Raw genomic sequence first — 17,669 nt, forward strand, 5'->3', positions numbered from 1 at the left:
AAGTTTTGCCTTTCAGCCGGGAGCAACCCATGTCCTTGATGCTCGTGTTCGCAGCTGTACTCGCCATTGGCGCGGTCGCCTTCTTCGTAGGCCGCCAGCGCGCGCTCGTGCAGGACGACGGCAAGGTCAAGCCGCATTCCCGCGCTCACTATCACGGCTGGTGGGCTTTCCTGCTCGCCACCATGCCGGCCCTCCTGCTGCTGATCGTCTGGGGCGTGGGCTCCAACGTCTATCTGCAGGAGCATATCAAGTCGCAGCTGCCCATGCAGACTGCCGACAGCCCGATTGCCAGCGAGAAGCTTGCCGCGAGCCTGACGACGAGCCTTGCCAACGGCCTGCGCCGGCTCGATCCGCAGACGGCTGCCAATCCGCCGGCCAGCTTTGCCGAACTGCAGCCGCAGCTCGCCGCGCGCGGCGTGGCGCTGGCGCCGGACACGCAGGACTACATGATCCCGATCGCGGTCGACGCCAACCGCATGCAGGACAGGCTGAGCCTTATCGGCGCCATCCTGATCCTGGCGGTCTCGATCGGCGGCGCAACGCTTGGCGTCTCGCATGTTCAGGTTCGGGCGCGTGCGCGCAACAATGTCGAGAAGCTGGTGCTGTGGGGGCTGCTTGGCGCCTCGACCATCGCCATCCTGACCACCATCGGCATCATCCTGTCGCTGCTGTTCCAGACCATCAATTTCTTCGAGCGCGTGCCGCTCACCAACTTCTTCTTCGGCACGGTGTGGGATCCGCGCTTCGCCGCCGCCGGCTCGGGCGGCTCGGAAGGCCAGTTCGGCCTCATCCCGCTGCTCGCCGGTACGCTCTACATCGCCCTCGTCGCCATGCTGGTGGCGGTGCCGGTCGGCCTGATGTCGGCCGTCTACATGGCCGAATATGCCTCGCCGCGGGTGCGCGCGGTGGTGAAGCCGGCTCTCGAACTGCTCGCCGGCATCCCGACCATCGTCTACGGTATCTTCGCACTGGTGACGCTCGGGCCTTTCCTGCGCGACCTCAGCGCAGCCCTTGCCGGCGGCACCGGCTTCATCCAGGCTCAGAGCGTTTTCACCGCTGGCCTTGTGATGGGCGTGATGCTGATCCCGGTGGTCTCCTCGCTCTCCGACGACATCATAACCGCCGTGCCGCGCGCCATGCGCGACGGCTCGCTGGGGCTGGGCGCAACGCGCTCCGAAACCATCAAGCGGGTCATCCTGCCCGCCGCGCTGCCGGGCATCGTCGGCGCCATCCTGCTCACCGCCTCGCGCGCCATCGGCGAGACCATGATCGTGGTGCTGGCCGCGGGCGTCGCCGCCAACCTGACAGCCAACCCGTTCGAGGCGATGACCACCATCACCGTCAAGATCGTCAACCAACTGACCGGCGACCTCGAGTTCAACTCGCCGCAGACGCTGGTCGCCTTCGCGCTCGGCATCACCCTGTTTGCACTCACGCTGGTGATGAACATCTTCGCGCTCTACATCGTGCGCAAGTATCGGGAACAGTACGAATGACCGACATCCCCCTGAACGGCATTGCCAATGGAACGGTCGCCCGGCCGCGGCGCGACATCGGTCTGAAGCGCCGCTACGCCGCCGAACGCCGCTTCCGCATCTACGGCGTCCTGGCGATTTCGGTAGGCATCGTGTTCCTCGCCGTCATGCTCGTCACGATCATCGGCAAGGGCTACACCGCCTTCTGGCAGACGACGGCGACGCTGCCGATCACCTTCGACGCAAATGTCATCGACCCGGAAAACAAGCGGGCGACTGATCCCAATGTGCTGATCACGGCCAACTATCCCAAGCTGGCCGAGAACGCGCTGATGGCCAAGCTCGGCATCAATCCGGACGACAAGGTCGCGGCGCGCAAGCTCAAGGGCTTCCTGTCCGACGGGGCGCGGGCGCAGCTGCGCACGATGGTGACCGACGATCCCTCCATCATCGGCACGACCCGCAATGTCGAGATCCTCGTTGCCGCCAACATCGATTCCGCCTTCAAGGGCCAGATCGATCTGTCGGTCGACGAAAGCCGCCGCAAGGTGTCCGACCAGCAGGTCACCTGGATGAAGCAGCTCGCCGCCGAGGGCTCGCTGGCCGAGCATTTCAACAAGGGCCTGTTCACCTTCGGCGCCTCCAGCCGGCCTGAGACCTCGGGCATGGGCGTGGCCATCATCGGCTCGTTCTACATGATGGTCATCGTGTTGCTGCTGGCGCTGCCCATCGGCGTCGCCGCCTCGATCTATCTCGAGGAGTTCGCCAAGAAGAGCCGGCTAACCGACCTCATCGAGGTCAACATCAACAACCTCGCCGCCGTGCCGTCCATCGTCTTCGGTCTGCTCGGCCTGTCGGTGTTCATCAACTTCCTCGGCCTGCCGCGTTCGGCGGCGCTGGTCGGCGGCCTGGTGCTGACGCTGATGACGCTGCCCACCATCATCATCGCCACGCGCGCAGCCCTTGCCGCCGTGCCGCCGTCGATCCGCTCGGCAGCGCTGGGTCTCGGCGCCTCCAAGATGCAGATGGTGTTCCAGCACATCCTGCCGCTGGCGGCGCCTGGCATCCTCACCGGCACCATCATCGGCCTGGCGCGCGCGCTGGGCGAGACGGCGCCCCTGCTGCTGATCGGCATGGTCGCCTTCGTTGCCGACCGTCCGGCGACGCCGCTGGAGCCGTCGACCGCACTGCCGGTGCAAATCTATATGTGGGCCAATGAGGCCGAGCGCGCCTTCGTCGAGCGCATGTCGGGTGCCATCATCATCCTGCTCATCTTCCTGATGGCGATGAACATCACGGCGATCGTGCTCCGCCGCCGGTTCGAACGGCGCTGGTAGGGAGATCTGTATTATGAACATCATGACCGAAACGGCACTCGAAAGCGCGGTGAACGACAAGATGAACGGTACGCCCAACGAAACGATCAAGATGCGCGGGCGCAAGGTCTGCGTCTTCTATGGCGAGAAGCAGGCCCTGTTCGACGTCGACCTCGACGTGCGTGAAAACCAGGTGACGGCGCTGATCGGCCCCTCGGGCTGTGGCAAGTCCACCTTCCTGCGCTGCCTCAACCGCATGAACGACACCATCGACAGCGCCCGTGTGGCCGGCAAGATCACCCTCGACGACGAGGATATCTACGACCCCAAGATCGACGTGGTTGAGCTGCGCGCCCGCGTCGGCATGGTGTTCCAGAAGCCGAACCCTTTCCCCAAGTCGATCTTCGAGAACGTCGCCTACGGCCCGCGCATCCATGGCCTCGCCCGCAAGAAAGGCGACCTCGACGAGATCGTCGAGACCAGCCTGAAGAAGGCCGGCCTGTTCAACGAGGTGAAGGACCGCCTGCATGAGCCCGGTACCGGTCTTTCCGGCGGCCAGCAGCAGCGCCTCTGCATCGCGCGCGCCATCGCGGTGTCGCCTGAGGTGATCCTGATGGACGAGCCGTGCTCGGCCCTCGACCCGATCGCCACCGCGCGCGTCGAGGAACTGATCGACGAGCTGCGCCAGAACTACACCATCGTCATCGTCACCCACTCGATGCAGCAGGCGGCGCGCGTTTCGCAGCGCACGGCGATGTTCCACATGGGCTATCTGGTCGAGGAAGGTGAGACCGACAAGATGTTCACCAATCCCGATGACCGGCGCACCCAGGACTACATCACCGGCCGCTTCGGCTGACGCGGCGCGGATTTTGCAGACGCCGATTACGAGGACAGATAATGGGCAAACACACCGTTACCTCATTCGACGATGAGCTCGGGCATATCGACCGGCTCATCCGGGACATGGGCGATCTTGCAGCCTCCATGGTGACAGCCTCGATCCAGGCGCTGGTCAGTTCCGACGCGGCACTCGGCCAGCGCGTGATCTCGGACGACGCGGTGATGGATGCGCGCCAGCGCGAGCTGGACGACCGCGCCATCACGCTGATCGCCAAGCGCCAGCCGATGGCGCAGGACCTGCGCGCCGTGGTCGGCGCCATCCGCATGGCGGGCGACCTCGAACGCATTGGCGACCTTGCCAAGAACATCGCCAAGCGCGTCAGCGCTGTCGGCCAGAGCTCGACGCCGCGCAACCTTGCCCACAGCATCGAGACGATGTCGGCGATGGTGCTCGACCAGCTGAACGCCGTCGTCGACAAATATGTCGCCCGCGAGTCCGACGCGATGCAGGACCTGCGCGCCGCCGACGAGAAGATCGACGTGAAGTACACCGCCGTCTTCCGCGAGCTCCTGACCTACATGATGGAGGACCCTCGCAACATCACGGCCTGCACGCATCTCCTGTTCTGCGCCAAGAACCTGGAGCGCATCGGCGACCACGTCACCAATATTGCCGAAAACGCCTATTACGTGATGACCGGACAGCAGCTTCCGCCCAACCGGCCGAAGCTTGACGAAACTTCGCTGGCTAGCCCGGCCGCCTAGGACTACTAACCTAATGATTGCACCAAAAGTCATGGTCGTGGAGGACGAGGAGCCGCTAGGCGTCCTGCTCCGCTACAATCTCGAATCCGAAGGCTATCAGGTCGAGGTCGTCACGCGTGGCGACGAGGCCGAAATCAGGCTTCAGGAGAACGTGCCGGACCTTCTGGTCCTCGACTGGATGCTGCCGGCGATCTCCGGCATCGAGCTTTGCCGCCGTCTGCGCATGCGGCCCGAAACCGAGCGCCTGCCAATCATCATGCTGACGGCGCGCGGCGAGGAAAGCGATCGCGTGCGCGGCCTGTCGACCGGCGCCGACGACTATCTGGTCAAGCCGTTCTCGACGCCGGAATTCATCGCGCGGGTGAAGGCGCTGTTGCGCCGGGCCAAGCCCGAAGTGCTGTCCAGCGTGCTGAAGGTCGGCGACATCGTGCTCGACCGCGAGGCGCACCGCGTCTATCGCCGCAAGAATGAGATCAAGCTCGGGCCCACCGAGTTCCGGCTGCTCGAGTTCATGATGCGTCACCCCGGCCGCGTGTTCTCGCGCAGCCAGCTGCTCGACAACGTCTGGGGCGAGACGATCTATATCGACGAGCGCACGGTGGACGTGCATGTCGGGCGCCTGCGCAAGGCCGTGAACCACGGCCGCATGCCCGACGTTATCCGCACCATCCGCGGTTCCGGCTACGCGATCCGCGAGGACTGAGGCGCGGAGCTTTCCGCAGCCGCGAGGCCGGCTGCGAACAGTTCTTCGTCGACGAAGGTCAGAGCGCGCATGGTGCAGCCTTCGCGGATCAGCGGCCGCTCGTTCGGCTCGGTGTCGAAGGAAATCGCCTTGTTGTGCTGGCCGCCGGCGGTCTTGTCGATCGCCTCGCGAAGCGGGGGCTCGATGAGGTCGAAGGCGGCAGCACCAATGCCGACCATCGCGACCGGGGCCGGGTCGATCAGCGCAAACAGGCTGCCGAGGCCGAAGCCGATCGCCTCTCCGGCCACGCGAAACGCCTCGCGCTCGGGGCCGTCGGAGGCGCGTGCCCGGTCGGCCAGGTCGCGGATTTCAGCGTCGGAAATGTCGGACAGCGGGGCCTCGTCCTCGCTCCTTAGCCCGGCATTGCGCCAGATGGCGTAGTTGCCGGCATAGGCCTCGACGCAGCCGCGGCGACCGCAGCGGCACAGCGCGCCATCGGGCCGGTGGATCATGTGGCCGAACTCGCCGCCGGAGGATTGGGTGCCGGTGAACAACTCGCCCTTCAGCATCATGCCCATGCCGATGCCGTGCGACAGCAGGATGGCGATGAAGTCGTTGCGGTAGCGTTCCGGCCTACGCCATCTCAGTGCCACCGCGATCATGTTGCAGTCGTTCTCGACGGTGACGGGAATGCCCGTCGCAGCTTCCAGCCGGTCGCCGAACTCGATGTCGGCATGCGGCGTAATCGGCGACCACAGGAGCATGCGCGAGGCGGAATCGGTGATGCCCTGCACCGCCATGCCGATGCGCAGCACCCTTCGGCCGGCGGCGCGGCGCTGCTCCACCTGCCGGCGCACGATTGCCGCGCAAAGGCCGATCAGGTCTTCGCGCGACATGGTCAGCGTGTCGATCTTGCGCTCTTCCTCCGAGACCAGCTGGCCCGAATAATCGACCACGGCGACGGACAGGAAATTCAGCGACAGCACCACCGTGACGATCTCGGCCGCATCGGCGGCAAGGCCGAGCGCCACCTGCGGGCGGCCGCGCTTCGAGGTCGCCGCCTCCGTTCCCTTGGTTTCGACGAGAATGCCTTCGGCGATGAGATCGGCGGAGATGGCCGAGATGGTCGAATGGCTGAGGCCGGTCGAGCCGGCGATTTCAGTGCGCGAAGGCTGGCCGGCGCGGCGCACGGCGGCGATCACCATGGCCCGGTTGCGCTTCCTGAGATCGTCGTGACGGATCGCGACGGACATGTGCGGTCTTCCTCCCGGCCCTGTCCGCTTCTGGAACCTGCGGCGCGAATTTTGCTTCTCTGGGCTTGAACGTTGCCGACATTCCAGTTTGCAGGCCCTGCGTCAACGGCCTGTCGAAGCATATTGACAGAACTCCGGGCATGCGTCATTCTTTTTTTCGAGGCTCGAAAAAAAGAGCTTCAGGGAGGCTTATGCCAACGTCATAGCGCTCCTGAGGGGGTGCAGGGAGGAAATCATGAAGAAGTTTGCAACCGCCATGCTGGCGGGTGTTGCGCTGTCCATGTCGCTGGCGGCTGTCGCCGAGGCGAAGGACAAGGTCGTCGGCGTTTCCTGGTCGAACTTCCAGGAAGAGCGCTGGAAGACCGACGAAGCCGCCATCAAGGCAGCACTCGAGGCGGCGGGCGACAAGTACATTTCGGCGGACGCGCAGTCGTCGGCCGCCAAGCAGCTGACCGACGTCGAAAGCCTGATCTCGCAGGGCGCCAACGCGCTGATCATCCTGGCGCAGGATTCCAGCGCCATCGGACCGGCTGTCGAAAAAGCTGTGGCCGAGGGCATTCCGGTCGTCGGCTATGACCGCCTGATCGAGAACAAGGACGCCTTCTACCTGACCTTCGACAACAAGGAAGTCGGCCGCCTGCAGGCCAAGTCGGTATTCGAGGCCAAGCCCGAAGGCAACTACGTCTTCATCAAGGGCAACGGCGCCGACCCGAACGCGGACTTCCTGTTCGCCGGCCAAATGGAAGTGCTGAAGGAAGCCATCGATGGCGGCAAGATCAAGAATGTCGGCGAGGCCTACACCGATGGCTGGCTGCCGGCGAACGCCCAGAAGAACATGGAGCAGTTCCTGACCGCCAACGACAACAAGGTCGATGCGGTGGTTGCCTCCAATGACGGCACCGCCGGCGGTGCGATCGCAGCCCTCGACGCGCAGGGCCTGGCCGGCTCGGTGCCGGTGTCGGGCCAGGACGGCGACCATGCCGCGCTCAACCGCATCGCGCTCGGCACGCAGACCGTGTCGGTGTGGAAGGATGCGCGCGAACTCGGCAAGGCCGCGGCAGAAATCGCCTCGCAGCTCGCCGACGGCAAGAAGATGGACGAGATCCCGAACGCCATGAAGTGGTCGGACGGCCCCAACAAGGTGGAGATGACCTCGGTCTTCCTCAAGCCCGTCGCCGTCACCAAGGACAACCTCAAGCTCGTCATCGACGCCGGCTGGGTTTCCAAGGACGTGGTCTGCCAGGGCGTGAAGGCAGGCTCGACGCCGGCTTGCGACTGATCTGGGTCAGGCTCGCCACCGTCCCGCCGGACGAGGGGCGATGCCGACACAGGAACGACGCCGCGGTTTGACGAAAACCGCGGCGTTTTATTAGGGTTGATTGCCGGCAGGAAATGTTGACGGCCGCCGGTGGGAGGATGTCATGACGCAAGTGACAACAGGCGAGCCGCCGGCTCAGGGGGCTCAGGAATTTGCCGATCGCGCGCGGGCGTCGGACACCGGCGCCATTGGCCGGTTCCTGAAAGCCACGGAACTCGACACGCGCATGCTGGGCATGATCGGCGCGCTGCTGGTCATCTGGATCGGCTTTCAGTTCATCTCGAGCCTGCGCCTGGGCGTCAGTCCGTTCGAGCTGGACAGCCGCACCTTCCTGACCGCGCGCAATCTGTGGAACCTGTCGGTGCAGTCGTCATCGGTCGCCGTCATGGCAACCGGCATGGTGCTGGTGATCGTCACCCGCAACATCGACCTGTCGGTCGGCTCGATCCTGGGCGTCAGCGGCATGATCATGGGCGTCACCCAGGCCTTCATCCTGCCGCACTATGCCGGCTATTCGCTGGGCGATCCGTCGATCTGGATCATCGCGCTCGGGGCCGGCCTCCTCGTCGGCCTGACGATCGGCGCGCTGCACGGCTTCCTCATCGCCTATCTCGGTATTCCGGCCTTCATCGTCACGCTGGGCGGCCTGCTGGTCTGGCGCGGTGCTGCCTGGTGGGTCACCAGCGGCCAGACGGTGGCGCCGATGGACGCCACCTTCCGCCTCATGGGCGGCGGGCCGGAAGGCGCGATCGGCGCGACCTGGAGCTGGGTGATCGGTCTCGTCGCCTGCGCCGCGGTCGTGCTGATGCTGGTGTCGAACCGCAACCAGCGGCGGCGCTTCCGCTTTCCGCAGCGCCCTGTCTGGGCCGAGGTATTCATAGGTTCGGTGACCTGCCTTCTCATCCTCGCTGCCGTCCTGGTCGCCAACTCCTATCCCTGGCCGGCCGGCACGGTGAAGAAATATGCCGAGGCCAACAACATCGCCATTCCGGATGGCGGGCTGTTCATTTCCCATGGCATCGCCATCCCCGTGCTGATGGCGATTGCGGCCGGCATCATCATGACCTTCATCACCACGCGCACGCGCTTCGGCCGCTACGTCTTCGCCATCGGCGGCAATCCGGAAGCCGCGGAACTGGCCGGCATCAACACCCGCTGGGTGACGATGATGATCTTCATGGTCATGGGTTTCCTGGCGGCGATTAGCGCGGCGATCTCGACGGCGCGCCTGAATGCGGCGACCAATGCGCAGGGCACGCTGGACGAGCTTTTGGTCATCGCCGCGGCCGTCATCGGCGGCACCTCGCTGTCGGGCGGCGTGGGCACCGTGGCCGGCGCCATGCTGGGTGCTGTGCTGATGCAGTCGCTGCAATCGGGCATGGTGCTGCTGAATGTCGACACGCCGCTGCAGAACATCGTCGTCGGCATCGTGCTGGTCCTGGCCGTGTGGCTGGACACGCTCTACCGCCGCCGCGTGCATTGAGGGGGAAGATGATGGACCAGATACGCACCCCGCTCGTCGAGCTTCGCAACATCTCCATCGCCTTCGGCGGTATCCGCGCCGTGGACGACGCCTCGGTCGACCTGCATGCGGGCGAGGTCGTGGCCCTGCTCGGTCACAACGGCGCCGGCAAGTCGACGCTGATCAAGATCCTGTCGGGCGCCTATAAGCGCGATGCCGGCGCCATCCTCGTCAATGGCGAGGAGGCGACGATCGGCAATCCCCGTGACGCCAAGCGATATGGCATCGAGACGATCTACCAGACGCTGGCTCTGGCCGACAATGTCGACGCCGCCGCCAATCTGTTCCTCGGCCGCGAGCTCAGGACAGACTGGGGCACGCTGGACGACGTCGCCATGGAAGCCGAGGCGCGCAAGGTGATGGGCCGCCTCAACCCGCGCTTCCAGCGTTTCAAGGAGCCGGTCAGCAAGCTGTCGGGCGGCCAGCGCCAGTCGGTGGCGATCGCCCGCGCCATCCTGTTCAATGCACGCATCCTGATCATGGACGAGCCGACGGCAGCACTTGGGCCGCAGGAGACGGCGCAGGTCGGCGAACTGGTCAAACAGCTGAAGGCGGATGGCATTGGCATCTTCCTGATCAGCCACGACATCCACGACGTCTTCGAGCTTGCCGACCGGGTCTGCGTGATGAAGAACGGGCAGGTGGTCGGCACGGCGCGGACGGAAGACGTAACCAAGGACGAGGTGCTCGGCATGATCATCCTGGGCAAATGTCCGCCCGGCGCGATACCGGGGCCAGGCGCGATGAACATGGCCGCATAAGTCGGATTGTCACGATGGTTGAGGCCCTACCTCCTCAATCAGCCCGGCAGTCCATTGCAATCGTTCAACTACCCTTTAAAAAGTGTAGGATATGAGCGATGGAAGTGCCCGCCCGTTGAAGAAGTTCTTTTCCGTTGCCGCGTTCCTGGCTGTGGCCCTTGCCAGTCTTGGGCTGGCGAGCTTTGCCTATGTCGCCTCGCAAGAAGCTGCGCGCTTCAAGTTCGAAGCCACCGTCGACGATGCGATGAACCGCATCGAGGGCCGGCTCGACCTGCAGCTTTCGCTGCTGCGCTCGACCCAGGCGCTGTTCCAGGCGCGCGACGGCTCCATGTCCCGCGCCGAGTTCAGCGCCTTCTACGACGCGCTCGACGTCAAGGACAATTTCAAGGGCCTGCGGGGCATCGGCTATCTCGGCTTCGGCACGACCGGCGAAGAGGCGGAACTCGAAAACCGCATCCAGCACATCCACGGCGTGGACCGCGCCGTTCATCCGCCTTCGACGCAGGACTGGCGAACGCCGGTGCTGCTCTATGAGCCGATGGACGATAGCGATCTCACCGGCATCGGCTTCGACATGTTCACCGACCCGGCGCGGCGTTCGGCCATCGAGATGGCGGTCCACAGCGGCCAGCCGCGAGCCACCGGTCGCATCCTTTTGGGGGAGGAGAGCCCGGAGATCCAGCGTGTGCCGGGGTTCCTGGTCTTCGCCAGCGTGACCGACAACTCGCCGAAGGCCAATACCGATCCCAAACCGGATGTCGTCGGACTGGTGTTCGTGGCCTTCCGCACCGGTGACCTGTTCCAGGCGGCGCTCGGCGCGGCTCCGGCCTTGCCGGTCAGCGCCGAAGTGTTCGACGGGGCGGCCAGCGACGAGCACCTGTTCTACCGTTCGCCCGTCACGCCATCCTCGGCCTATGGCGACGATTTCCGGGTGACGCGCACGATCATCCTGGCCGGCCGGCCCTGGACGCTGCGCTTCCGGCCGACCGTCGGCTTCTCCGAGCCGTCTTCGCCGACCATCCCCGTGCTGCTCGGCCTGTTCGGACTGCTGCTGGCAGGCGCGGTGGCTCTGGTAGCCCGCTATCAGGAGCGCGCCTACGAAGCCGTCTCGCAGCTTCACGAGACGACCGAAAAGAGCCTGCTCGAAAAGGATCTGATGCTTCAGGAAATGAAGCATCGCATCAAGAATTCCATCACCCGCGTGCTGGCGATGGCGCGCCAGACGGCGGCCCACGCGCCCGACCTCAACGAGTTCTCCAAATCCTTCGCCGCGCGGCTTCAGGCGATGGCCGCCTCGCAGGACATGCTCACGCGTTCGCGCTGGCAGAAGGCCGATCTTCGCGAACTGCTGGAGATCGAGCTAGGACAGGTCTTCGGCAAGGAACTGCCCGAGGACATGCTGACCGGCCCGATGGTGCTTCTGGACGAGACCATGACCCAGGCTCTGGGGCTGACCTTCCACGAACTGGCGACCAATGCGCTGAAATATGGCGAAGTCAGCGAATCCATGGGTGCCCTCAAGGTCAGCTGGACGGTGACAGGGCAGGGCAAGGACCGGCGCCTCGCGCTTACCTGGAAGGAAAGCAGCAGCAAGCCGATCGAGCCGCCTACCCGCATCGGCTTCGGCACCAAGCTGATCGACATGAACATCCAGCGCGAGCTCTACGGCACGATCAACCGCGAGTACGGTTCGGATGGGCTGGTGGTGCTGATCGAGGTCCCGCTGACGCCGCCCAACAAGAAACAGGCTGCTTAGCTAGTGCAGCCTTGCACGGGCTCGGCCATCACTTGGCCTGCAGACTTGCCTGCTGCGGAGGTGGCGTGGCGGCGGTCACCACCGGGTCGGGAAAATCGACGGAAGCGACGAGTTTGCCGTCGGACGTGATGTCCCAGTTCAGCTCGGCGTCGTCCTCTTCCATCGCCGGGTCGACGAAGACGCATGTGCCGAAAACCCGCACCCGCTCGCCCTGCGCGTCGTTCAGAGCGAATGGAAGGGCAGTATTGCACTCCTCGCTGGTTTCATAGACCGTGACCGGCGCGGGCAGCTCGCTGCATTGTTTCAGGTCGCCCGAACAGCCGATGATCAGAAGCAGTGCAGCAATGTGTTCCATCGGGGATTCCTCTCGCGAGGAAAACGAATCACCCGGCAAGCAGTTCCCACGATTCTTGATGGAGGCAAGAACTATTTTTCCAGATGGGAGAACTACTCGGAGGAAGCTGGAATTATTCGATCTCGAAGCTGTCGCCGGGGATCACCAGCTCGTAGCGCAGCGTGTCGTTGTCGAAGCTGATGCTGGCCGTGCCGTTGAGCGAGGTCGGAACCACGCGCTCCAGCGCAACGCTGCCGAAGCGCTTTTCGTTCGGCGTACGGACGGCGTGGCCGATGGCTTCGGTCCAGGTCAGCGACAGGGCCGCCGGGCCGTCGCCCTCCTGGATCAGCTTGGCTGAGACGGTGATGAAGCCGCCGTCTCGCGCCAGCGCGCCATAGTTGACCGAATTGACGGCCAGCTCGTGCAATGCAAGCCCGATATGGATGGTGGCGTTGGGATTGAGGTAGGGGTTTTCGCCCTCGAACACGACCGCCCGCCTGGCGTCGCTGCTATAGCGCCCGACCTGGCTCACCACCAGCTCGCGCAGGTCGGCGCCGCGCCAGTTGGACGAGGTGACCAGATCCTGCGACGAGGCCAGCGATTGCAGCCGGCCGCGGAAGCGCGACAGGAAGGTGTCGATCGAGCCGGAATAGCGGCCGGTCTGCGTGGCGATGCTCTGGACGATCGCCAAGAGGTTCTTCGACCGGTGGCTGAGCTCGCGCAGCAGCGCCTTCAGCGTCTGCTCGCGGCGCTTCTTCTCGGTGACGTCGATGGCGGTGGTGATGATGCCGCGCGACGACTCTTCGGTATCCCTGTCGGCATCGATCCAGACGTCGAACCAGCGCACGCCGTCATTGTGCGGGAGATGGATTTCGAGGCTCTCCGGCTGGCCGGTGTCGAACACCGCCATCTTGGCGGCGCGCAGCTGCTCGGCCTGCTCGTGCGGCAGGAAATCGCTGTCGGTCTTGCCGATGATGTCGCCTGCCGCCCAGGCGGTGGGCAGGTTCTGCGACCACAATACGCGCAGGTCGCGATCCTGGTAGACTACCGAGATGCCGGTGTTGCGCAGGGCGTGGATGAGGCTGCGGCCGATGTCGGGTGTGCCGCCGCCACGCGTGGCCAAGACGGCGCTTGAGCCGCCCTTATCGTGTTCGTGCCCGCCAGCTGTCGTTGTCATCGTTCAACTTTTATCCCCACGCGCAGGTTGAACGATTCAATCTGTGATGGGTTCCCGCTAGATACCCTGCATCTTCATGCGGCGTCCGCCGCTGGTAGTCCGCCGCGCCCCAAAAGGCTGGTCCGGCGGTCGCCCAGAAGCCGACTCAGGACGGCTTCCGGCATTATGTCACCTTTTGCGAATTTACACGTCACTGCGCCCGGCGAACGAGGCCGGCGATCAGCGAAATCACGAGGAACGCCAGGAATATGAAAAACAAAATCTGTGCGATGCCGGCCGAAGTGCCGGCAATGCCGCCAAAGCCGAGGGCGCCGGCGATGATGGCGACTACGAGAAATACCAAAGCCCAATAAAGCATTTATTCTTCTCCCTATTTCGTTGCTGGGAAACGTTGAAGCGGAGCTTTTGTTCCGGAAGCCCGCCTGGTCAAAGAAAAAGGCCGCCGCGGGCGACGACCTCTCCTGTATGCGCCGGGCTGATCCCGTCAGGCGGCGGCCCTGGCCTGCCTGTCGAAGAAAAGCGCCTGACTGATGAGTGCCTTGACCATTTCCGGGTTGAACGGCTTGGTCACCAGGAAGGCCGGCTCGGGCCGCTCGCCGGTGAGCAGGCGTTCCGGAAAGGCGGTGATGAAGATGACCGGCACCGAGGACGAAGAGAGGATCTCGTTGACGGCGTCGATGCCGGAGCTGCCGTCGGCAAGCTGGATGTCGGCCAGGATCATCTTCGGCCGGGTGCGGCCGAACATGGCGATTGCCTCGGTGTGGGTGCGGGCGGTGCCGACGACGCGGTGGCCCAGGCTCTCGACCATCTCCTCGATGTCCATGGCGATCAGCGGCTCGTCCTCGATGATGAGGATGTCGGTAGCGACCTGACGCGAGATCTCGTTGCTGGCCTGCGAGAGTAGGTCAAGGAACTCTTCTTCGGTGACGCCGAGGATCTCGGCCGCCTCCGCATTGCTGAAGCCTTCCACCGTCACCAGCAGGAAGGCCTGGCGCGGCACTGGCGACAGTGCCGTCAGATTGGCCGCGGCGCGCTGCTCCCAGGGTGACTCCGCCTCTTCCTGCGGCACGCGGATGGCGACCGAGGTGAAGAGCTTGGCAAAGACCTTGTAGAGCGCGATGCGTTCGCTGGAGGCTTCGGGGAAAATGCTGACATCAGCAATGATCGCCTCGAGCACGGCCGCCACCAGCGCGTCACCGCTTTGTTGCGATCCGGAGACCGCGCGTGAAAAACGCCGCAGGTAGGGCAGATGAGGGGCGATTGTTGCGGATAGACTCATGGTAGGATGCTTCCCTCGCATGGCGACTTGGAATTGATAGTTTGAAACACCAACTCCTTCAACGCGGCGCAGCTGAAAAAGTTCCTCACGAAAATGGAACCAATTCCTTGTTGCTGCGTTTAAGGGCAAATTGGGCGACGTGGGGGTGGTTTTCGTTTGCCTAGATTCAGGCTTTGCGAGCCGCCCAAACGGGTAAAACAGGACGACATTGCATAATGACCAGACAACACGCCGGCGTCGAACCCGCAGCTTCACGCCGTCAGGGGGCAAGCGATCCCCTAGGCCCGAATTCAGAAATTGGCCGCAAACTTAAGCAATATTATGACGAGTTGCTGTCCGACGAGGTGCCGGACAGGTTCAGCCAGTTGCTGTCGCAACTGGAGCAGGCTGAGCCTCTTCAGAAGAAGGAGGGTTGATCTGCATGGCTGTTTCTAGCGCGTTCAAGAACGACTTGCTCGCAGCCATCCCCAATCTGCGCGCCTTCGCCGTGTCCTTGACGCAGAATGCCGACAAGGCGGACGACCTCGTCCAGGAAACGCTGGTCAAGGCCTGGGACAAGCATGAGAGTTTCCAGATGGGAACCAACCTCAAGGCCTGGCTTTTCACCATTCTGCGCAACGAGTTCTACTCGCAGATGCGCAAGCGCGGCCGCGAGGTGCAGGACAGCGACGGCGTGATGACCGAGCGCCTGGCCGTGCATCCCAGCCAGCACGGCCTGCTCGATCTCGAGGATTTCCGCGGCGCTCTGGAACAACTGCCGCAGGACCAGCGCGAGGCGATCATCCTCATCGGCGCGTCGGGTTTCTCCTATGAGGAGGCGGCCGAGATCTGCGGCTGCGCCGTCGGCACGATCAAGAGCCGCGTCAGCCGCGCACGCAACAGGCTTCAGGAGATTCTCAAGATTTCAGGCGAGTCCGAATATGGCCCCGACGCGATATCAGCGCAGGTGACCGGATCAAACGCGGCCTGAGCCGCGTAGGCGGCTGATGGCAGCGGCCAGTGCCTCGATGAGATCCCCGCCCGAATAAGGCTTGTCGACGACCGGGATGCCGGGGAAGGTCTGAAACACCTCATCCATGTCGGTATAGCCGGACGCGAAGATGAAGGGCAGGCGCTGTGCGCGAATGCGGCGCGCGAAGCCGAGGGTCGAAGTACCGCTCACCATGACGTCGAGGATCGCCGCGTCGAAATTCTCCGCGACCTTGTCCTGCTCGATCTCGTCCAAATCCTTGACGGTCACGACCTCCCTGGCGCCATTGTCGCGGCAAAGCTGCTCGACATCCATGGCGATCAGGAACTCGTCTTCAAGTAGCAGGATTCGCATGCCGGCGAGTAGATCGGACACTCAAATCACCTGTTTTGGATTGTGCGCCGACCATGGCGACAAACGCCGGACCTGTCATTTAAAAAAGACACATATACTTAATATCGTTGCGGAACTTCGGCTAAAATCGAGCGTTGGGCACCCAGGAATCTTCGCAAAGGGGGCCGCTTGGCAAAGCCGCAGGAGCCGATATCGACCGTGCGCAAGCACGATTGCGCAAAGTGCCCCTTGCGGCCATTGCCGATCTTCCGTGCCTTCGAACAGCAGGAACTGGCCTTCGTCACCAGGTTCAAGAAGGGTGAGCTGGCCGTCGACAAGGGCGCCACCGTGCTGGTCGAAGGAAGCCACTCCGCCCATCTCTACACGGTGCTGTCGGGCTGGGGCTTTCGCTTCAAGCTGATGCCGGACGGCCGCCGCCAGATTCTCAACTATGTCATGCCGGGAGACCTCATCGGCCTGCAGGGCAGCCTGATGGGCGAGATGCAGCATTCGGTCGAGTCGCTGTCGCCCATGTTGCTGTGCGTGTTCGAGCGCGACCAGCTCGAGGAGCTTTATCGCAACCACCCCGGCCTCGCCTATGACATCACCTGGCTCGCCGCGCGCGAGGAGCAGATGCTGGACGAAAACCTGCTCAGCGTCGGCCGCCGTTCGGCGCTTGAGCGCGCCGCCTATCTCATGGCCTTCATCGGCAGCAGGGCACAGGCCGTCGGCCTGATCGGGCGCCGTTCGCTGGAAGTCCCCATCACCCAGCAGCATGTCGCCGACACGCTCGGCCTCTCGCTCGTCCATACCAACAAGACCATCCGCAAGCTGTCGAACCGCAAGCTCATCGCCTGGCACGATGGGGGCTGCACCATCCTCGACATGGAAGGACTGATGGTGTTGGCGCGCTGGGAGGGACTGGGACAGAGGGTGCGGCCGCTGGTGTAGATGAAGCGCTCCGCGTGCCTGCGCGCAAAGCCGGCAGGGGTCGGCTTTCGGAACCTCGCCGAATATGAAACGTTTGCAGGTCAACGAAATTTGAGGAGTTGAATCATGGCTGCAGCAACAGGCAAATCCAGCAAGACCGGCAACGACGGCGGCGCCAGCCCTGATCTCGATGCCGATATCCGCCAGTTGCGGGCCGACATCGCCAAGCTGACGGAGCAGCTCAACGTCACCGGCGAACACTCCTATCGCACGGCGCGCCGCGCCGCCAAGGAAGGCGTGGAACAGCTGAAGGTCCAGAGCGAAGCGGCGATGGAAGGGTTGCGCAGCAATGCCAAGGACCTCGAAGAACAGATCCTGACCGCCGTCCGTGAAAAGCCCGTCACGTCGCTCGCCATCGCCGCCGGTATCGGCTTCCTCTTTGCCATGATGTCACGCCGTTGAGTCGCGCCGGGGGGACGAACATGCTGGCCTCATTGCTCGCAAGCTTCGCTTCGGGGGAAGCGATGGTCGCGGCGCGCCATGCGCGCCAGACGGCGATCGTCTATCTGCTGGCCGCCGCCGCCGCCCTGTGCGGCATCGGCTTCCTGATCGGGGCCGGCTATATCTGGACGGCGCGGCGCTACGGGCCGTTGGAAGCCTCGCTGGGTTTCGGCATCGGCTTTCTGGTTCTGGCTGGCATCATCCTCATTATCTACAAGCTGGCGGTGAACCGCCGCCGTGAGCGCGAGATCCGTCAGCGTAACAAGGAGATGGCCAACATCGCCATAGCCGCCGGTCTCAGCGCGGTGCCGACCTTGCTGAGCAGCAAGGCGGGGCTAGGCGCAATCGTTGCGCCGGCCCTTGCCGCGGTCGCCTATGGCATCTATCGCGAGAACAGGGCCAAGCCCGACGTGTCGGGTGAGGAGGGCGGCGAGGGCTGACGGCAGCGTTGCGC

General features: G+C 64.1%; 20 protein-coding genes. 14 read left to right on the forward strand and 6 right to left on the reverse strand.

Annotated elements, in window-relative coordinates; all coding sequences use genetic code 11:
- Positions 1 to 29 precede the first annotated feature (29 nt).
- From pstC to phoB, 5 genes are read left to right on the forward strand one after another with little or no spacing between them, the layout of a single operon-like run.
- Positions 30 to 1,496 (forward strand): phosphate ABC transporter permease subunit PstC, encoded by a 1,467-nt coding sequence (gene pstC, locus C7I85_RS17140; RefSeq protein WP_106725223.1) that lies wholly within the window; start codon positions 30 to 32, stop codon positions 1,494 to 1,496.
- A complete protein-coding gene (gene pstA, locus C7I85_RS17145; protein WP_106725224.1) occupies positions 1,493 to 2,812 on the forward strand; it encodes a phosphate ABC transporter permease PstA in 1,320 nt (439 codons plus the stop codon). Before pstC ends, pstA begins: the two co-directional genes overlap by 4 nt.
- Positions 2,813 to 2,825: 13 nt before the next feature.
- On the forward strand, positions 2,826 to 3,650 hold the full coding sequence (gene pstB / locus C7I85_RS17150) for a phosphate ABC transporter ATP-binding protein PstB (RefSeq protein ID WP_106725225.1): 825 nt from the start codon (positions 2,826 to 2,828) through the stop codon (positions 3,648 to 3,650).
- A gap of 41 nt (positions 3,651 to 3,691) precedes the next feature.
- Complete coding sequence (gene phoU / locus C7I85_RS17155) at positions 3,692 to 4,399, forward strand: phosphate signaling complex protein PhoU (protein WP_106725226.1); 708 nt, start codon at positions 3,692 to 3,694, stop codon at positions 4,397 to 4,399.
- A 13-nt stretch (positions 4,400 to 4,412) separates the two neighbouring features.
- Positions 4,413 to 5,102, forward strand: a complete 690-nt coding sequence (gene phoB / locus C7I85_RS17160; RefSeq protein WP_106725227.1) for a phosphate regulon transcriptional regulator PhoB — start codon at positions 4,413 to 4,415, stop codon at positions 5,100 to 5,102.
- Here the strand turns inward: phoB and C7I85_RS17165 are convergent.
- Positions 5,081 to 6,334 carry an ROK family protein gene (locus tag C7I85_RS17165; RefSeq protein ID WP_106725228.1) on the reverse strand — a complete coding sequence of 418 codons (1,254 nt, stop codon included), beginning with the start codon at positions 6,332 to 6,334 and terminating at the stop codon, positions 5,081 to 5,083. The genes phoB and C7I85_RS17165 overlap by 22 nt on opposite strands.
- Before the next feature lie 235 nt (positions 6,335 to 6,569).
- On the opposite strand from C7I85_RS17165, the gene xylF reads away from it, so the two are divergent.
- From xylF to C7I85_RS17185, 4 genes are all read left to right on the forward strand, one after another.
- The gene (gene xylF, locus C7I85_RS17170; protein ID WP_106725229.1) at positions 6,570 to 7,613 is read left to right on the forward strand and encodes a D-xylose ABC transporter substrate-binding protein; all 1,044 of its coding nucleotides are present in this window, start codon (positions 6,570 to 6,572) and stop codon (positions 7,611 to 7,613) included.
- Positions 7,614 to 7,755: 142 nt separating this feature from the next.
- A complete protein-coding gene (locus C7I85_RS17175; protein ID WP_106725230.1) occupies positions 7,756 to 9,135 on the forward strand; it encodes a sugar ABC transporter permease in 1,380 nt (459 codons plus the stop codon).
- 11 nt (positions 9,136 to 9,146) lie between these two features.
- Entirely contained in the window at positions 9,147 to 9,935 is a 789-nt protein-coding gene (locus tag C7I85_RS17180) for an ATP-binding cassette domain-containing protein (RefSeq protein ID WP_106725231.1), read from the forward strand.
- Between the two features lie 115 nt (positions 9,936 to 10,050).
- Positions 10,051 to 11,691, forward strand: coding sequence for a CHASE domain-containing protein (locus tag C7I85_RS17185; protein ID WP_106725232.1), 1,641 nt, complete (start codon positions 10,051 to 10,053; stop codon positions 11,689 to 11,691).
- Between the two features lie 28 nt (positions 11,692 to 11,719).
- On the opposite strand, the gene C7I85_RS17190 is transcribed toward C7I85_RS17185, so the two are convergent.
- The 4 genes from C7I85_RS17190 to C7I85_RS17205 all read right to left on the reverse strand — a co-directional run bounded on the left by C7I85_RS17190 (position 11,720) and on the right by C7I85_RS17205 (position 14,481).
- Positions 11,720 to 12,046: a hypothetical protein gene (locus C7I85_RS17190; protein ID WP_106725233.1), complete on the reverse strand. Its 327-nt coding sequence runs from the start codon at positions 12,044 to 12,046 to the stop codon at positions 11,720 to 11,722.
- Positions 12,047 to 12,158: 112 nt separating this feature from the next.
- On the reverse strand, positions 12,159 to 13,202 hold the full coding sequence (locus C7I85_RS17195) for a sensor histidine kinase (RefSeq protein ID WP_106725234.1): 1,044 nt from the start codon (positions 13,200 to 13,202) through the stop codon (positions 12,159 to 12,161).
- 190 nt (positions 13,203 to 13,392) lie between these two features.
- A complete protein-coding gene (locus tag C7I85_RS17200; RefSeq protein WP_106725235.1) occupies positions 13,393 to 13,560 on the reverse strand; it encodes a DUF1328 domain-containing protein in 168 nt (55 codons plus the stop codon).
- A 126-nt stretch (positions 13,561 to 13,686) separates the two neighbouring features.
- Positions 13,687 to 14,481: a response regulator gene (locus tag C7I85_RS17205; protein WP_106725236.1), complete on the reverse strand. Its 795-nt coding sequence runs from the start codon at positions 14,479 to 14,481 to the stop codon at positions 13,687 to 13,689.
- Positions 14,482 to 14,696: 215 nt separating this feature from the next.
- Here C7I85_RS17205 and C7I85_RS17210 point away from each other — a divergent pair, with 215 nt between their 5' ends.
- Together C7I85_RS17210 and C7I85_RS17215 are read left to right on the forward strand one after the other, a co-directional pair.
- Positions 14,697 to 14,897, forward strand: coding sequence for a NepR family anti-sigma factor (locus tag C7I85_RS17210; protein WP_106725237.1), 201 nt, complete (start codon positions 14,697 to 14,699; stop codon positions 14,895 to 14,897).
- A gap of 5 nt (positions 14,898 to 14,902) precedes the next feature.
- The gene (locus C7I85_RS17215; protein WP_106725238.1) at positions 14,903 to 15,451 is read left to right on the forward strand and encodes an RNA polymerase sigma factor; all 549 of its coding nucleotides are present in this window, start codon (positions 14,903 to 14,905) and stop codon (positions 15,449 to 15,451) included.
- Here C7I85_RS17215 and C7I85_RS17220 read toward each other — a convergent pair.
- Entirely contained in the window at positions 15,437 to 15,826 is a 390-nt protein-coding gene (locus C7I85_RS17220) for a response regulator (RefSeq protein WP_245444978.1), read from the reverse strand. The two genes, C7I85_RS17215 and C7I85_RS17220, sit on opposite strands and share 15 nt — an antisense overlap.
- A 147-nt stretch (positions 15,827 to 15,973) precedes the next feature.
- Between C7I85_RS17220 and C7I85_RS17225 the strand changes: the two genes are divergently transcribed.
- The 3 genes from C7I85_RS17225 to C7I85_RS17235 all read left to right on the forward strand — a co-directional run bounded on the left by C7I85_RS17225 (position 15,974) and on the right by C7I85_RS17235 (position 17,655).
- The gene (locus tag C7I85_RS17225; protein WP_106725240.1) at positions 15,974 to 16,735 is read left to right on the forward strand and encodes a Crp/Fnr family transcriptional regulator; all 762 of its coding nucleotides are present in this window, start codon (positions 15,974 to 15,976) and stop codon (positions 16,733 to 16,735) included.
- Positions 16,736 to 16,840: 105 nt separating this feature from the next.
- A complete protein-coding gene (locus C7I85_RS17230; protein WP_106725241.1) occupies positions 16,841 to 17,176 on the forward strand; it encodes a DUF883 family protein in 336 nt (111 codons plus the stop codon).
- A 20-nt stretch (positions 17,177 to 17,196) separates the two neighbouring features.
- On the forward strand, positions 17,197 to 17,655 hold the full coding sequence (locus C7I85_RS17235) for a hypothetical protein (protein ID WP_106725242.1): 459 nt from the start codon (positions 17,197 to 17,199) through the stop codon (positions 17,653 to 17,655).
- Positions 17,656 to 17,669 lie beyond the last annotated feature (14 nt).

Origin of the sequence: Pseudaminobacter soli (ex Li et al. 2025), from assembly GCF_003012705.1 — a bacterium.
Classification (GTDB): Bacteria; Pseudomonadota; Alphaproteobacteria; order Rhizobiales; family Rhizobiaceae; genus Pseudaminobacter; species Pseudaminobacter soli.

Bases quoted from the DNA above. Each gene is read 5' to 3' on its own strand.
- C7I85_RS17205 (WP_106725236.1), bottom strand. From the start codon at position 14,481: ATGAGTCTATCCGCAACAATCGCCCCTCATCTGCCCTACCTGCGGCGT.
- C7I85_RS17235 (WP_106725242.1), top strand. From the start codon at position 17,197: ATGCTGGCCTCATTGCTCGCAAGCTTCGCTTCGGGGGAAGCGATGGTC.
- pstA (WP_106725224.1), top strand. From the start codon at position 1,493: ATGACCGACATCCCCCTGAACGGCATTGCCAATGGAACGGTCGCCCGG.
- C7I85_RS17210 (WP_106725237.1), top strand. From the start codon at position 14,697: ATGACCAGACAACACGCCGGCGTCGAACCCGCAGCTTCACGCCGTCAG.
- pstC (WP_106725223.1), top strand. From the start codon at position 30: ATGTCCTTGATGCTCGTGTTCGCAGCTGTACTCGCCATTGGCGCGGTC.
- C7I85_RS17215 (WP_106725238.1), top strand. From the start codon at position 14,903: ATGGCTGTTTCTAGCGCGTTCAAGAACGACTTGCTCGCAGCCATCCCC.
- C7I85_RS17195 (WP_106725234.1), bottom strand. From the start codon at position 13,202: ATGACAACGACAGCTGGCGGGCACGAACACGATAAGGGCGGCTCAAGC.
- phoB (WP_106725227.1), top strand. From the start codon at position 4,413: ATGATTGCACCAAAAGTCATGGTCGTGGAGGACGAGGAGCCGCTAGGC.
- C7I85_RS17200 (WP_106725235.1), bottom strand. From the start codon at position 13,560: ATGCTTTATTGGGCTTTGGTATTTCTCGTAGTCGCCATCATCGCCGGC.
- C7I85_RS17165 (WP_106725228.1), bottom strand. From the start codon at position 6,334: ATGTCCGTCGCGATCCGTCACGACGATCTCAGGAAGCGCAACCGGGCC.
- C7I85_RS17190 (WP_106725233.1), bottom strand. From the start codon at position 12,046: ATGGAACACATTGCTGCACTGCTTCTGATCATCGGCTGTTCGGGCGAC.
- pstB (WP_106725225.1), top strand. From the start codon at position 2,826: ATGAACATCATGACCGAAACGGCACTCGAAAGCGCGGTGAACGACAAG.
- C7I85_RS17180 (WP_106725231.1), top strand. From the start codon at position 9,147: ATGGACCAGATACGCACCCCGCTCGTCGAGCTTCGCAACATCTCCATC.
- xylF (WP_106725229.1), top strand. From the start codon at position 6,570: ATGAAGAAGTTTGCAACCGCCATGCTGGCGGGTGTTGCGCTGTCCATG.
- C7I85_RS17230 (WP_106725241.1), top strand. From the start codon at position 16,841: ATGGCTGCAGCAACAGGCAAATCCAGCAAGACCGGCAACGACGGCGGC.
- C7I85_RS17175 (WP_106725230.1), top strand. From the start codon at position 7,756: ATGACGCAAGTGACAACAGGCGAGCCGCCGGCTCAGGGGGCTCAGGAA.
- phoU (WP_106725226.1), top strand. From the start codon at position 3,692: ATGGGCAAACACACCGTTACCTCATTCGACGATGAGCTCGGGCATATC.